Genomic DNA, 13,696 nt, shown 5'->3' on the forward strand with positions numbered 1-13,696 from the left:
AGTCGCTTTGCGCGTGGTCAGTGCCTCCAATTCCTCGATGGTCAACTCTGACGAGCAGGCCAACCGCACCAACAGCGTCGCCGCCGCCATCAACGAACTGGGCGCCGCCGCCCAGGAAATCGCGCGCAACGCCGCACAAGCCTCCAGCCAGGCCAGCGATGCGCGGCACTTGGCCGAAGACGGCCAACAGGTGGTGGATCGCAATATCAAGGCAATGACCCAACTGTCAGCGATGATCAGTGCTTCGAGCAGCAATATAGAAGCGCTGAACAGCAAGACTGTGAACATCGGGCAAATTCTGGAGGTGATCACCAGCATCTCCCAGCAAACCAACTTGCTGGCACTGAACGCCGCCATCGAAGCGGCGCGTGCCGGGGAAGCCGGGCGCGGGTTTGCGGTCGTGGCCGATGAGGTGCGCAACCTGGCCCATCGCACTCAGGAGTCGGCGCAGCAAGTGCAGAAGATGATTGAGGAACTGCAAGTCGGCGCGCGCGACTCGGTCAGCACCATGAGTGAAAGCCAGCGCCACAGCCAGGACAGCGTGGAAATCGCCAACCTGGCCGGCGAGCGCTTGAACAGCGTGACCCAGCGCATTGGCGAGATCGACGGCATGAACCAGTCAGTGGCCACCGCCACCGAGGAGCAAACCTCGGTGGTGGAGTCGATCAACATGGACATTACCGAGATCAATACCCTCAATCAGGAAGGCGTGGAAAACCTGCAATCCACCCTGCGCGCCTGCACCGACCTGGAACAACAGGCCGCTCGCTTGAAACAGTTGGTGGGCAGTTTCCGAATCTGAGCCCAGTGCCCGCCGTTTTTTTAGAGCGGCGGGCCGTTATTTTTCCGGAGGCTCGGATTTGGCCTGTTCGCGCTCCCACAACTCAGCGGCACCCGGAAACTCGGTGCCGTCCTCAGCATCCAGGTCATCCGGGTCATATCGACTTAAACACCCCTCCCCCAGCGTCGCCGGGGCTTGGGAGGTGGCTTTGTCGAGTGGATCGCTCATTGATCAATCCCCAATAGCAGCAAAAAAAAAGGCCTGGGACGATTTAACGCCCAGGCCTGTGCTTCTTCAAGACCTGTATCAGAACACTACGGTCTTGTTGCCGTGCACGAGCACGCGATCTTCCAAGTGATAACGCAGGCCACGGGCCAGCACCATCTTCTCGACGTCACGGCCGAAACGCACCATGTCTTCAATGCTGTCGCTGTGGCTGACGCGTACCACGTCCTGCTCGATGATCGGGCCGGCGTCCAGTTCTTCGGTGACGTAGTGGCACGTTGCGCCAATCAGCTTCACGCCACGCAGGGAGGCTTGGTGGTACGGCTTGGCACCCACAAACGACGGCAGGAAGCTGTGGTGAATGTTGATCACCTTGCCGGCATATTCGCGGCACAGTTCCGGCGGCAGAATCTGCATGTAGCGCGCCAGCACCACCACATCCGCTTCGTGCTGCTTAACCAGGCGGGAAACTTCGGCAAAGGCCGGCTCCTTGTCCTGCGGGTTGACCGGCACGTGGTAGTACGGGATGCCATGCCATTCGACCATGCTGCGCAGGTCGTCATGGTTGGAGATTACGCAAGCGATCTCGCAGTCCAGCTCATCGCTGTGCCAGCGGTGCAGCAGGTCGGCCAGACAATGGGACTCGCGGCTGGCCATCAGCACGACACGTTTTTTCTGTTCGGTGTCGGTGATGTGCCAGGTCATCGAAAACTCTTCGGCGATCGGCGCAAACGCCTCACGAAAAGCTTCAAGACCAAAGGGCAGCGTGTCGGCACGAATTTCGTGACGCATGAAAAACCAACCGCTGAGATCGTCCGAGTGATGGCTCGCCTCGGTGATCCAGCCGTTGTGGGAGGCCAGAAAGTTACTGACTTTGGCAACGATGCCAACCCGGTCCGGGCAAGCAATCACCAGCCGAAAAGTGCGCATTAGGGGGAAACTCCAGAACTTCGCAAAGGCGGCCATTCTAGCGATTGCGCAGAAAAACTGCAGTATTCCTTACGGCTTATTCTGCCCCCACCCTCAGGCTACAGCCCTTAATAGCGTAAGGTTTTACCAACGCTATATGCGTGTCCAACGTGATGCACGGGCAATTGTCGGAAAATAAACGAGATTATCTTTACGTCTACCACCTACTAATTAACTCGATTGCGTAGCAGCGCTACAAACATTCAAAGTAATTCACATAAATGCATCCTTAAATGTTTACTTGGGGTTAGTGCCTGACTATTATTGGGCCACTCTCCTGCCAATCCGCGCTCTACATAAGGTAGTCCACATGTCTCTGATCAACGAATACCGTGCCACCGAAGAAGCTATCAAAGAGCTGCAAGCCCGTTTGAAGAACCTGTCCCAAGACGACAAGCTGCAAACCGAGCTGGAATTCGAAGGCAAACTGCGCACCCTGATGGGTGAATACTCCAAATCCCTGCGTGACATCATCGCGCTGCTGGATCCAGAGTCGAAAGTTAAAGCACCCCGCGGCGCTGTGAAAACTACCGGCACCAAGCGCGCTCGCAAGGTCAAGCAATACAAGAACCCACACAACGGTGAAGTGATTGAAACCAAAGGTGGCAACCACAAGACGCTGAAAGAGTGGAAAGCCAAGTGGGGCGGCGACGTGGTTGAAGGCTGGGCTACCCTGCTGGGCTAAGCCTGGTCGGGCTCTCGCCTGATAAGCGACACAATAAAAAACGCCAGCTTGCTGGCGTTTTTTATTGTCCGAATATTCTCCAATGCCTGACTACAGGTTCAGCCGGGCGGCTAAAGAGTCGGCATACTCCTGCCATTGATCCAGCACCTGACACTGAAACGATGTAGCACTAACAGCCAACTCCTCGCGCGCCTGTTTAAATGCCAACAGGGTAGTCGGCGCGCCCCACTCCGAACTCGACAACCGTTGCTGACAGAAAAGTTTCCAGCGCTGTTGCTCCTCGTTGTTCAAGGTGTCAGGAAAGTTACGCGCGCGGTAGCGGAATAATAATTCCGGCAAACGATGATCATCAAATGGCCACTGCTGATGGGCCAGATGTAAAGGCTCGGCTGCCCGGACTTGTTCGCATAAACGACGATCGCGATCACCAATAAAACCGTCATAGAGCTGCTGCTCGGGATCCGCACTCGGCGCAAAATCTTCCTCGGCATAAATAGCCGCCAACTTATCGCGCCAAACTTCGTGTGCGTCAGTTAGTCGCAGTGCACGTGCCTGGCACGTGTCCATATCCAATTGAAGTCGCTCGCGGTCCTGCGCCCGCAGCACGTTCAATGGGGCAACGACCGGGCAGCGGTTGATATGCACTAACTTGAGCGGTACTGGCAGTTCGCCTTCCGCCAGATCGCCACGGCGCGTGTAGAGGCGCTGGCGCAAGGTATCGGCGTCCAGATCCAGCAACCCCTGCGGGTCCAGCCCAAGGTCACAGACGATCAATGCATTGCGATTGCGCGGGTGCCAGGCCAGCGGCAGCACCACGCCCAAGTAGTGACGCTCGGCGGAAAAGCGTCCGGATATATGGACCATCGGTTGCAGCAGGCGTACCTGATCCATTACCCGCTGCTTGCTGCGCAGTTGAAACAGCCACTCATACAACTTGGGCTGTTTCTCGCGGACCAGACGCGCCAGGGCGATCGTGGCTCGCACGTCCGACAACGCGTCGTGGGCCTCGCCATGATCGATTCCGTTGGCGGCGGTCAAACGCTCAAGCTTGAGAGTGACGCGCCCATCCTGCTCTGGCCAGACGATCCCTTCCGGGCGAAGTGCGTAGGCCGTGCGCACCACATCGATCAAATCCCAGCGACTGTTGCCGCCCTGCCATTCACGGGCGTAAGGGTCGAAAAAATTGCGATACAAACTGTAGCGCGTCATTTCATCGTCAAAACGCAACGTGTTGTAACCGGCACCGCAAGTGCCCGGTGCGGCCAGTTCGGCATGCACTCGGGTCATGAAGTCGGCTTCGGCCAGACCTTTGTCCGCCAGAATGTCAGGGGTGATGCCGGTGATCGCGCAGGCGGCCGGATGAGGCAGGATATCGTCGCTGAGCTGGCAATAAAGGTTGACCGGCGGGCCGATCTCGTTGAGTTCGAGGTCGGTACGAATACCGGCAACCTGAAGCGGGCGATCGCTGCGCGGGTTGATGCCGGTGGTTTCATAGTCGTACCAGAAAATGGAGGTCACGGGTTATTCCTGTGCTGAAGACCGGCAAAGTCTAGGCGCTGTTGGCCGTCCGGGGCCAGCGATACCTTGGCTGTACAAATATCCAGCAAAACCTTGAATGGTTGCTTCCACCGGCGACACTGCTAGCATCCGTGTCTCTTAGCCGCTTCGCACTGCCAGGGATCGCAATGCCGAAAAACCCTTTGGATACCCGCTACCAGATCGAGACCCCTGAAGGCATAGATCTGCCCTTGCGTCCGGCAGGCCTGCCGCCGCGGGTACTGGCCTTTGCTTTCGACCTGGGCTTGCGTGGCTTGGTCATGGGCATCCTGCTCGTGCCGCTGGCCCTGTTGGGCAATATTGGTATTGGCCTGGGTTCATTGCTGCTGTTTCTGGTCAGCTGGTGGTACATGGTCTTGTTCGAAGTGCTCAATCAAGGCTGCTCTCCAGGCAAGCAGGTCATGGGCCTGCGGGTCGTACAGGACGATGGCACGCCTGTCGGCTGGTCCGCCTCGCTGATCCGCAACCTGCTGCGCTTTGTCGACATGCTGCCCTTCGGCTACTTCCTCGGCGCCATCAGTTGCCTGCAACACCCTCATTTCAAACGGCTCGGCGACCTCGCCGCCGGCACCCTGGTGATCTACCGCGAACAATCACTGGCCCGCCCTCGGATACCCCAAGCGGCTGCGTTGCGCCTGCCCTTCGCCCTTGACCTGAGCGAGCAGCGCGCCATTCTCGGCTTCGCCGAACGCCAGGGCGAACTCTCTACCGAACGGGTGCATGAACTGGCGTCCATCCTCGCGGCCCCTCTGCAGGTGTCCCCTGTACGCGCCGTAGAGCAACTCAATGGTGTGGCCCGTGGCTTGTTGGGGCCGACATGAAGCAGAGCCTGTTCGAAAGCCGTCACCAGCCCCAGTGGCAAGCCTTTGCGGCGCAACTGACACAGTTGGAGCAAGGCAAGGCCAAGGCCAGCGACGTGGCGGACTTCCCCCATCACTATCGACGCCTGTGCCAGCACCTCGCGCTGGCACAGGCGCGTGGCTACAGCAGTTATCTGGTAGATCCGCTGCAGCAATTGGCCCTGCGCGGCCACCAGCAGCTCTATCGCCATCGCAGTCAATTGGGAGCGAAGGTTCTGAGCTTCGTCCTGGCCGACTTCCCGCGCCTGGTACGAGAGCAATGGCGCTTCGTGTTAATCGCCGGCCTGTTGTTTTTCGGCAGCCTGCTGGGAATAGCCCTGCTGGTTTACCTGTTTCCCGACCTGATCTACAGCATCGTCAGCGCCCAGCAGGTCGCCGAGATGCAAAGCATGTACGACCCCGCTGCCAGCCGCCTTGGGCGCGCCGCCGAGCGAGCCTCCAGCGAAAACTGGATGATGTTCGGCTACTACGTGATGCACAACATCGGCATCGCCTTCCAGACCTTTGCAGCCGGTTTGCTGTTTGGCCTGGGCAGCGTGTTTTTTCTGATTTTCAACGGTTTGATCATCGGCGCAATCTGCGGCCATCTCACCGAAATTGGCTATGGCCAGACCTTCTGGTCGTTTGTCATCGGCCACGCTGCATTCGAGCTGACCGCCATCGCCCTGGCCGGCGCTGCTGGTTTGCAACTGGGGTGGTCGCTGATCGCGCCGGGACCGCTCGCTCGCAGCGAATCCCTGCGGTTGGCGGCGCGCAAAAGCGTGCAGATGCTCTGCGGTGTGATGGTGTTCCTGCTGATCGCTGCGTTGATAGAGGCGTATTGGTCTTCCACCACCGCTATCACACCTTGGATCAAATACCTGGTGGGCGCCGCGCTTTGGCTGCTGGTGGCCGCTTACCTGATTCTTGCAGGGCGGGCTCACCATGCGCCTGAGTGACGCCAGCGTGGTAATTCGCCCCCGCACTGCCTGGGAGGCCATGGACCTTGGCGTGTTGATGGCCAGGGAGCATCGCTGGCTGTTGATGAGCAGTTGGGCGCTGGTGAGCTTGCCGATATTCGCCTTGCTCACCGTGTTGTTATGGGAGTCTCCCTTTGCCGCTGTTTTTCTGTTTTGGTGGCTCAAACCGGCGTTCGATCGGCTGCCGTTGTACATCCTGTCCAAGGCACTGTTTGGTGAAACACCCAGCGTCAAACAAGCCGTGCGCCATTGGCCACGACTGCTAAAAAGCCAGCTGCTGGTCAGCCTGACCTGGCGGCGTCTGAGCCTGAGCCGCAGTTTCGTGCTGCCAGTGAGCCAACTCGAAGGCCTGGGTGGCCAGGCGCGTCAACACCGCCTTGGCGTGCTGTTACAACGCAACGCAGGGGCCGCGCGCTGGCTGACAATCATTGGCACGCACCTGGAAATCGGCCTGTGGTTTGGCTGCATGGCGCTGTTCTACCTCTTCATTCCTGAACAACTTGAACGGGATTGGGACTGGCAACGGCTGGCGCTCGCCACCCGTTCGCAAGCGCTGTGGCTGGAGCATCTGGGCAACGCGTTCTATGCGCTGATATTGGTGTTCTGGGAGCCTATCTACGTCGCCTGCGGTTTCAGCCTGTACCTCAACCGCCGTACCGTGCTGGAGGCCTGGGACCTGGAACTGGTATTCCGGCGTTTACGCCAGCGCCTGGGCAGCGTGGCGACGCTACTGCTGTTGGCGGTCGGACTGATGCTGCAGGCCAGCCCACAGGTCATGGCGGATGAGTCCAGTAGCCCAAAGCAACTGAGCACCCCGGCCGCGAGTCAATCCATCAAGACTCTGCTGGCCCTCCCCCCGTTCAAGAACCCGGAAACCGTCACCCGCTATCGCTTCGGCGAAGACCAGCCTGCGGCCAAAGGCACCGCGCACGGTGATGGCAAATTACCCGGATGGTTACAGGCACTGCTCGATCATCTCAACAGCAACACCTTCAAACACCTAGGCCAAGGATTGGAAATACTCCTGTGGAGCCTGTTGATTGGAGGCCTCGCGTTGCTCGGCTGGCACTACCGCGACGGGTTGCAGGCTTTTGTCAGTCGGCGCGCAATCAGTCAACCCAGGGTTACCAAGCCCGCTCCAACGCAGTTATTCGGCCTGGAACTGGGCATAGACACTTTGCCCGACGACATCGCCAGCACTGCCGAACACTTATGGCCCACACAACCACGGCAAGCCCTCAGCCTTCTGTACCGAGGCCTGCTCAGCCACCTGTTGCATGACTACAACATGCAACTGAAAACCGCCGACACCGAAGGCCAGGTCCTGGAGCGTGTTCACCAATTACAACAACCACAGCTGCTGGTGTTCAGTGATGAGCTGACACGCCACTGGCAGAACCTGGCCTACGGCCACCGGCTGCCCCCGCTCGCCGCCCAGCAAAAGCTCTGCAGCGACTGGCGTGCGTTGTTCAAGTCGGACGCCGGGCAATGAACCGCCTGTTACTGTGGGCAGGTGTACTGCTGGCGTGCCTGCTGGGGGCCGGTGCATTTTATGCCTGGCACAAGGCGATCCCTTATGACGAAGTGGTTGATCGCGGCCCATCGCCCCAAGCGCGGGAGAATCCCTATTTGGCAGCAGAGTACTTTCTGCGCCAGCAAGGCCTGAGCGTCGAGCATGCCAATAGCCTTGAACGCCTCGCTCACCTCCCGCCACAAGGCCACAGCCTTCTGCTGTTGGGTGATCGCGCCAACATGACGCCACGTCAGGTGGATCAACTGCTGGAGTGGGCGAAGTCCGGTGGCCATTTGCTGCTGGTCGCCGAAGCGCTGTGGGATGAAGAGACAGGTAAAAGCGGCGACCTGCTGCTTGATCGATTGAACATCCACCAGACATTGAGCGAAACCTTCGATGAACCAGCCACGACGCGCAAAAAGAAAACGCCGGACCTGACCAAACTCTACGTCGACAATGAAACCGCCCCGGCGTACTTCAGTTTCGATACCGACTTCAACCTCACCGATCCCAAACACCTGGCACAGTTTTCAGCCAACAGCGCCAAATCCAGCCATCTCATGCAACGCAACCTCGGGCACGGCACCGTAACCGTGGTAACCGACAGCGAGCTGTGGAAAACCCCGGGCATCGGCCAACACGATAACGCCTGGCTGCTGTGGTACCTCAACCAAGGTACTGGCGTGACCTTGTTGTTCAACAGCGACGTAGACAGCCTGTTGACCCTGTTGATGCGCTATTTCCCCCAAGCCTTGGTGGCACTCCTGGCGCTGATTGCCCTGGCACTCTGGCAGACCGGCATGCGCCAGGGCCCGATCCAGGCGCCTGCGCCCAGGGCACGTCGGCAGTTGCAGGAGCATTTGAAGGCCAGCGCCGATTTCCTGCTGCGCCGCACCGGCCAGGGCACGCTCTTGCACGCCCTGCAGCGTGACATTCAGCGCGCTGCCCGCCGACGTCACCCTGGCTTTGAACACCTCGACACCGCTCAACAGTGGCAGGTACTTGAACGCCTGACGCGCCAACCCTCCCACATCATCAGTCAGGCCCTAGGCCCACTCCCGGCAAAACGGCTCACCAGCGCCGATTTCAGCCGTCAGGTGGCATGCCTGCAAACTCTCAGGAATGCCCTATGAGCGAACTCCCTGCAGCCACTGCCCCTACCGCCGAAAGCCTTCAACACGCCAGCCAGCAGGCACAGGCCCTGCGCGTTGAACTGCGCAAGGCGGTGATTGGCCAGGATCAGGTGATCGACGACGTACTGACCGCGCTGATCGCTGGCGGGCATGTCCTGCTCGAAGGCGTACCCGGCCTGGGCAAGACGTTGCTGGTGCGTGCCCTGGCGCGTTGCTTTGGTGGCGATTTCGCACGTATCCAGTTCACACCGGACCTGATGCCCAGCGATGTCACCGGCCACGCCGTGTATGACCTGCACACCGAGCAGTTCAAGCTGCGCAAGGGGCCGCTGTTCACTCACTTGCTGCTGGCCGATGAAATCAACCGCGCTCCGGCCAAGACTCAAGCCGCCTTGCTTGAAGCCATGCAGGAGCGCCAAGTCACTCTCGAAGGCGAGGCGCTGCCTATCGGTCAGCCCTTCATGGTGCTGGCGACCCAGAACCCTATCGAACAGGAAGGTACTTACCCCCTGCCCGAAGCCGAACTCGACCGTTTCATGCTCAAGGTGCGCATGGACTACCCCGATGCTCGGCAAGAACTGGAGATGGTGCGCGAAGTGACTCGCTCGTCCCGGGCAGACATGCTCGATGTGCACCCGCTACGTACAGTGCTGCAGGCCCAGGACGTGTTGCACCTGCAGCAGGTTGCGAGCGAACTGGCGCTGGATGAGCAAGTCCTCGACTACGCCGTGCGCCTGGCGCGAGCCACCCGCACGTGGCCTGGGCTGGCCATCGGCGCCGGCCCTCGGGCCTCCATCGCCCTGGTTCGCGGGGCACGGGCACGCGCTTTGTTGCGTGGCGGTGAATTCGTCACCCCTGACGATATCAAGGGGTGCGCGCTGGCTGTATTGCGTCACCGGGTGCGCATTGCGCCGGAACTGGACATCGACGGGCTCGAGGTAGACCAAGTGCTCCAGCAACTGCTGGACCAGATCGCGGCGCCCCGGCAGTGACTCGTCCATGAAGCCGACCCGCCTGTTGCTCAGCTGGCTGAGCGTGCTGCTGGGCCTGAACATCCTGCTCGGCGCCGCAACGGCGCTGCAGCTTAAAGTGCCCGACACGCTGCACTCGATAGCCTGGGGCTTGTTACTGGCGCTGTTGCTGCTGGCGCTGCTGGATTCCGTGCGCCTGAAGCGTCGCCCCGGTGTGCAAGTACAACGGCAAATGCCGGGCAGCCTGGCACTCGGACGCTGGGGGGAAGTGCGCCTGACCCTGACGCACGATCACTCGCAACCAATCACAGTGAAGGTGTTCGATCATGTTCCTGACGGCTTGAGCATGGAAAACCTGCCCCAAAGCATTGAACTGCGCCCCGGTGAACACAGCGAACTGGGCTACCGCCTGCGGCCTTTGCGCCGTGGACACTTCAGCTTCAGCCGCTGTGAAATTCATCTGCCCAGCCCCATTGGGCTATGGTCGGCACGGCAATTTGTCGAGGTCAGCGATACGACTCGCGTCTACCCGGATTTCGCTCACTTATACGGCGCACAGTTGCTCGGTGTGGATAACTGGCTCAGCCAACTCGGCGTGCGCCAACGCCAGCGAAGGGGCCTGGGGCTGGAATTCCACCAACTGCGCGAATTTCGCGAGGGTGACAGCCTGCGCCAGATCGATTGGAAGGCCACCGCACGACAACGCACACCCATCGCCCGTGAATACCAGGACGAGCGCGACCAGCAGATTGTGTTCATGCTCGATTGCGGTCGACGCATGCGCAGTCAGGACGGCGATTTGTCACATTTCGACCATGCACTCAACGCCTGCCTGTTGCTCAGTTATGTCGCGCTGCGTCAGGGCGATGCCGTGGGGCTGAGCACCTTTGCCAGTGACCAGCCGCGTTACCTGGCGCCGGTCAAGGGCAGCGGCCAGCTGAACCTGCTGCTCAATGCGGTGTACGACCTGAATACCACCCGCCGCACGGCCGACTATCAAGCTGCGGCCAGCCAACTGCTGGCCCGGCAAAAACGCCGGGCGCTGGTGATCGTGGTCACCAATCTGCGCGATGAGGACGATGAAGCTCTGCTGACAGCGGTCAAGCGCATCAGCCGACAGCATCGGGTACTGGTGGCCAGCCTGCGGGAGGAAGTACTCGATGATTTGCGCCAGGCCCCGGTGCAAACCCTGCCCGAAGCATTGGCTTATTGCGGGACGGTCGACTACCTCAATGCACGCAACGAACTCCATGACCGGTTGAGCGCCCATGGGTTATCCGTACTGGACACGCCGCCATCAGCGTTGGGGGCCGCGCTCGTCACGCGTTATCTGGGTTGGAAAAAAGCCGGAGTGTTCTAAACGCGTGCTGACACAAACACATTTCCAAGGCCGGGCTAACGATCCAACCCGGGCCAACACGTTCAATGCCTAAGCGGATGCCTGTAACGGATCGAAGCTGAAGTAATTCAACAAGGCGCTGATCAGCTGGCTGTACTCTTCGCCCGCCTCGATCACGCTGAACCCCGAGTCGTAGTGCTGCGGGTTGATGTCTTCATGGCTCCACAAGCAGGTCGCGGTCAGGTCAATTGCCTGGCACTCGCCGGTCGGGCCAGGAATTTTCAGACGCAACTCGAAATCCACGTCGACCATCATGGGCAACTGGCTGATCAACATCAGCCCACTTTCGGACGCGTTGCCCAGAAAACCGATAGGTTTATCGGTAACACGGTTGAATACCTGCAGGAAGCAAGGTAGCTGGTGCCGCTCGATCCGTCGGTGGGTAAACATGTGAGATCGCCATCCAATGGCCATGCCCTGGCCGGTCCAGTGATTCGGAACGAGCCAATGGCTCGCTCTCCCTGGATCTCGGTGTGCCAACAGACGTCGCTATGGTCACTAAACAACTGCCGAATCCGGGCCTCGCATTCGTTCGAATAGAAACTTGTACAAACGAACACCCAAAGGATAGCTCAAGACTGGCGACGGGCCAGCTATAGCATGACAAATATCATTACAACGACGCCGGCCGTGTCTGTGCAGCACTGGCGCCGGGGTAATGCCCCAACTGCTGCAGGGTGTCGAGCCTGGCTCGCGCACGGTAGGCGTACTCACTTGTCGGGTACTGGCTGATGATGAATTGGTAGGTCTGGACGGCATCCACGAACAATTTCTGCCGCTCCAGGCATTGGCCGCGCAACATCGAGACCTCCGGTTGCACGTAGCGACGGGTGCGGCTCTCGCGGTCAACCTGGGACAATTCCAGCGTGACGCGCTCGCAATCACCCACCCCATAGGCACGGTAAGCGTTGTTCAAATGGTGGTCCATCGACCAGCGGGTACAGCCGACAACACTGACGGCCAGGGCAGCAACGAGCAAAATTCGCATGGGGGTTCTCCTGTCTTGAGCAGTGTATCGACCCCTCGTCGAAAATCTTCAAGGATGTTCGTCTATTCAACCGCTGCAAAAACAAGCCAATCGTCGATAAGTAGTGCAAACGAACAATGACTACAACGAAAGAGCATAGTAGCCTTCTCCAGCGCTTGAACTCAGGAGTCTGTGCATGTCCGTCCGTCGTACCAAAATCGTCGCCACCCTTGGCCCGGCCAGTAACTCGCCGGAAGTCCTCGAACAGCTGATTCTGGCTGGTTTGGACGTTGCCCGTCTGAACTTCTCCCACGGCACCCCGGACGAGCACAAGGCTCGCGCCAAGCTGGTGCGTGACCTGGCCGCCAAGCACGGCCGCTTCGTGGCGCTGCTGGGTGACCTGCAAGGCCCGAAAATCCGTATCGCCAAATTCGCCAACAAGCGTATCGAGCTGAAGATCGGTGACAAGTTCACCTTCTCCACCAGCCATTCGCTGACCGAAGGCAACCAGCAAGTCGTGGGTATCGACTACCCGGATCTGGTCAAGGACTGCGGCGTCGGCGACGAGCTGCTGCTGGACGATGGCCGCGTGGTCATGCGCGTCGACACCGCCACCCCGACCGAACTGCACTGCACCGTGATCATCGGTGGCCCGCTGTCCGACCACAAAGGCATCAACCGTCGCGGCGGTGGCCTGACGGCGCCGGCGCTGACTGAAAAAGACAAAGCCGACATCAAGCTCGCCGCAGAAATGGAAGTGGACTACCTCGCCGTGTCCTTCCCGCGCGACGCTGCCGACATGGAGTACGCCCGTAAACTGCGCGACGAAGCCGGCGGTACTGCCTGGCTGGTAGCGAAGATCGAACGCGCCGAAGCCGTTGCCGATGACGAAACCCTCGACGGCCTGATCAAGGCTTCCGACGCTGTAATGGTTGCGCGTGGCGACCTGGGCGTGGAAATCGGTGACGCCGAGCTGATCGGCATCCAGAAAAAGATCATCCTGCACGCCCGCCGCCATAACAAAGCGGTGATCGTGGCGACCCAGATGATGGAGTCGATGATCCAGAACCCGATGCCAACCCGCGCCGAAGTGTCCGACGTAGCCAACGCCGTGCTCGACTACACCGACGCCGTGATGCTCTCGGCTGAAAGTGCTGCCGGCCCGTACCCGTTGGAAGCCGTACAGGCCATGGCGCGGATCTGCGTCGGTGCCGAAAAGCACCCGACCAGCAAGACCTCCAGCCACCGCATCGGCAAAGTGTTCGAAAGCTGCGACCAGAGCATCGCCCTGGCAGCCATGTACACTGCCAACCACTTCCCGGGCGTTAAAGCGATCATCGCCTTGACCGAAAGTGGCTACACGCCGTTGATCATGTCGCGCATCCGTTCCTCGGTGCCGATCTACGCGTTCTCCCCGCACCGTGACACCCAGGCTCGCGCAGCGATGTTCCGTGGCGTGTACACCGTGCCGTTCGACCCGGCCTCGTTGCCGCCGCATGAAGTCAGCCAGGCTGCCATCGACGAGCTGATCAAGCGCGGCGTTGTGGAGAAAGGCGACTGGGTCATCCTGACCAAGGGCGACAGCTACCACACCATCGGTGGCACCAACGGCATGAAGATCCTGCACGTTGGCGACCCAATGGTCTGAGTGACAGCCTGACATGCAAAAAGCCCCGC

At 59.8% G+C, this 13,696-nt stretch carries 14 protein-coding genes; 9 read left to right on the top strand and 5 right to left on the bottom strand.

From position 1 onward, the window contains the following. Nucleotides 1–37 precede the first annotated feature (37 nt). Nucleotides 38–802 (top strand): methyl-accepting chemotaxis protein, encoded by a 765-nt coding sequence (locus NTD89_RS29580; RefSeq protein ID WP_370004806.1) that lies wholly within the window; start codon nt 38–40, stop codon nt 800–802. Nucleotides 803–838: 36 nt separating this feature from the next. Here NTD89_RS29580 and NTD89_RS22510 read toward each other — a convergent pair whose 3' ends face one another. Then, on the bottom strand, nt 839–1,009 hold the full coding sequence (locus NTD89_RS22510) for a hypothetical protein (RefSeq protein ID WP_242199966.1): 171 nt from the start codon (nt 1,007–1,009) through the stop codon (nt 839–841). A 78-nt stretch (nt 1,010–1,087) separates the two neighbouring features. Further along, a complete protein-coding gene (gene purU / locus NTD89_RS22515; RefSeq protein WP_005790961.1) occupies nt 1,088–1,936 on the bottom strand; it encodes a formyltetrahydrofolate deformylase in 849 nt (282 codons plus the stop codon). 349 nt (nt 1,937–2,285) lie between these two features. On the opposite strand from purU, the gene mvaT reads away from it, so the two are divergent. Then, nucleotides 2,286–2,660, top strand: coding sequence for a histone-like nucleoid-structuring protein MvaT (gene mvaT, locus NTD89_RS22520; RefSeq protein WP_005790963.1), 375 nt, complete (start codon nt 2,286–2,288; stop codon nt 2,658–2,660). 90 nt (nt 2,661–2,750) lie between these two features. Here the strand turns inward: mvaT and sbcB are convergent, their stop codons facing one another. Then, nucleotides 2,751–4,178 carry an exodeoxyribonuclease I gene (gene sbcB, locus NTD89_RS22525; protein WP_262209788.1) on the bottom strand — a complete coding sequence of 476 codons (1,428 nt, stop codon included), beginning with the start codon at nt 4,176–4,178 and terminating at the stop codon, nt 2,751–2,753. A gap of 167 nt (nt 4,179–4,345) precedes the next feature. Between sbcB and NTD89_RS22530 the strand changes: the two genes are divergently transcribed. The 6 genes from NTD89_RS22530 to NTD89_RS22555 are packed head-to-tail and all read left to right on the top strand — an operon-like array spanning nt 4,346 to nt 11,013. Then, entirely contained in the window at nt 4,346–5,038 is a 693-nt protein-coding gene (locus tag NTD89_RS22530; RefSeq protein WP_262209790.1) for an RDD family protein, read from the top strand. Next, nucleotides 5,035–6,015 (top strand): stage II sporulation protein M, encoded by a 981-nt coding sequence (locus tag NTD89_RS22535; protein ID WP_262209793.1) that lies wholly within the window; start codon nt 5,035–5,037, stop codon nt 6,013–6,015. Before NTD89_RS22530 ends, NTD89_RS22535 begins: the two co-directional genes overlap by 4 nt. Next, nucleotides 6,002–7,528, top strand: a complete 1,527-nt coding sequence (locus NTD89_RS22540) for a DUF4129 domain-containing protein (RefSeq protein WP_262209794.1) — start codon at nt 6,002–6,004, stop codon at nt 7,526–7,528. The genes NTD89_RS22535 and NTD89_RS22540 overlap by 14 nt, the downstream gene beginning before the upstream one ends. Then, nucleotides 7,525–8,682, top strand: coding sequence for a DUF4350 domain-containing protein (locus NTD89_RS22545; protein ID WP_262209796.1), 1,158 nt, complete (start codon nt 7,525–7,527; stop codon nt 8,680–8,682). The genes NTD89_RS22540 and NTD89_RS22545 overlap by 4 nt, the downstream gene beginning before the upstream one ends. Further along, the gene (locus NTD89_RS22550) at nt 8,679–9,674 is read left to right on the top strand and encodes an AAA family ATPase (RefSeq protein WP_242199955.1); all 996 of its coding nucleotides are present in this window, start codon (nt 8,679–8,681) and stop codon (nt 9,672–9,674) included. Before NTD89_RS22545 ends, NTD89_RS22550 begins: the two co-directional genes overlap by 4 nt. 7 nt (nt 9,675–9,681) lie before the next feature. Continuing rightward, nucleotides 9,682–11,013: a DUF58 domain-containing protein gene (locus NTD89_RS22555; protein ID WP_262209798.1), complete on the top strand. Its 1,332-nt coding sequence runs from the start codon at nt 9,682–9,684 to the stop codon at nt 11,011–11,013. 69 nt (nt 11,014–11,082) lie between these two features. Here NTD89_RS22555 and NTD89_RS22560 read toward each other — a convergent pair whose 3' ends face one another. Together NTD89_RS22560 and NTD89_RS22565 are read right to left on the bottom strand one after the other, a co-directional pair. Next, nucleotides 11,083–11,442, bottom strand: a complete 360-nt coding sequence (locus NTD89_RS22560) for a PilZ domain-containing protein (RefSeq protein ID WP_145165394.1) — start codon at nt 11,440–11,442, stop codon at nt 11,083–11,085. 223 nt (nt 11,443–11,665) lie between these two features. Next, a complete protein-coding gene (locus NTD89_RS22565) occupies nt 11,666–12,040 on the bottom strand; it encodes a tetratricopeptide repeat protein (RefSeq protein ID WP_106578362.1) in 375 nt (124 codons plus the stop codon). 175 nt (nt 12,041–12,215) lie between these two features. On the opposite strand from NTD89_RS22565, the gene pyk reads away from it, so the two are divergent. Beyond that, nucleotides 12,216–13,667, top strand: a complete 1,452-nt coding sequence (pyk, locus tag NTD89_RS22570) for a pyruvate kinase (RefSeq protein ID WP_262209801.1) — start codon at nt 12,216–12,218, stop codon at nt 13,665–13,667. Nucleotides 13,668–13,696: the final 29 nt, after the last annotated feature.

This window comes from Pseudomonas sp. 14P_5.3_Bac1, assembly GCF_025466135.1.
In the GTDB taxonomy this organism is placed as follows: Bacteria; Pseudomonadota; Gammaproteobacteria; order Pseudomonadales; family Pseudomonadaceae; genus Aquipseudomonas.

Excerpts from the sequence above, each read along its gene's own strand:
- NTD89_RS29580 (WP_370004806.1), top strand. The coding sequence starts at position 38 with ATGGTCAACTCTGACGAGCAGGCCAACCGCACCAACAGCGTCGCCGCC.
- NTD89_RS22510 (WP_242199966.1), bottom strand. The coding sequence starts at position 1,009 with ATGAGCGATCCACTCGACAAAGCCACCTCCCAAGCCCCGGCGACGCTG.
- purU (WP_005790961.1), bottom strand. The coding sequence starts at position 1,936 with ATGCGCACTTTTCGGCTGGTGATTGCTTGCCCGGACCGGGTTGGCATC.
- mvaT (WP_005790963.1), top strand. The coding sequence starts at position 2,286 with ATGTCTCTGATCAACGAATACCGTGCCACCGAAGAAGCTATCAAAGAG.
- NTD89_RS22530 (WP_262209790.1), top strand. The coding sequence starts at position 4,346 with ATGCCGAAAAACCCTTTGGATACCCGCTACCAGATCGAGACCCCTGAA.
- NTD89_RS22535 (WP_262209793.1), top strand. The coding sequence starts at position 5,035 with ATGAAGCAGAGCCTGTTCGAAAGCCGTCACCAGCCCCAGTGGCAAGCC.
- NTD89_RS22540 (WP_262209794.1), top strand. The coding sequence starts at position 6,002 with ATGCGCCTGAGTGACGCCAGCGTGGTAATTCGCCCCCGCACTGCCTGG.
- NTD89_RS22545 (WP_262209796.1), top strand. The coding sequence starts at position 7,525 with ATGAACCGCCTGTTACTGTGGGCAGGTGTACTGCTGGCGTGCCTGCTG.
- NTD89_RS22550 (WP_242199955.1), top strand. The coding sequence starts at position 8,679 with ATGAGCGAACTCCCTGCAGCCACTGCCCCTACCGCCGAAAGCCTTCAA.
- NTD89_RS22555 (WP_262209798.1), top strand. The coding sequence starts at position 9,682 with ATGAAGCCGACCCGCCTGTTGCTCAGCTGGCTGAGCGTGCTGCTGGGC.
- NTD89_RS22560 (WP_145165394.1), bottom strand. The coding sequence starts at position 11,442 with ATGTTTACCCACCGACGGATCGAGCGGCACCAGCTACCTTGCTTCCTG.
- NTD89_RS22565 (WP_106578362.1), bottom strand. The coding sequence starts at position 12,040 with ATGCGAATTTTGCTCGTTGCTGCCCTGGCCGTCAGTGTTGTCGGCTGT.
- pyk (WP_262209801.1), top strand. The coding sequence starts at position 12,216 with ATGTCCGTCCGTCGTACCAAAATCGTCGCCACCCTTGGCCCGGCCAGT.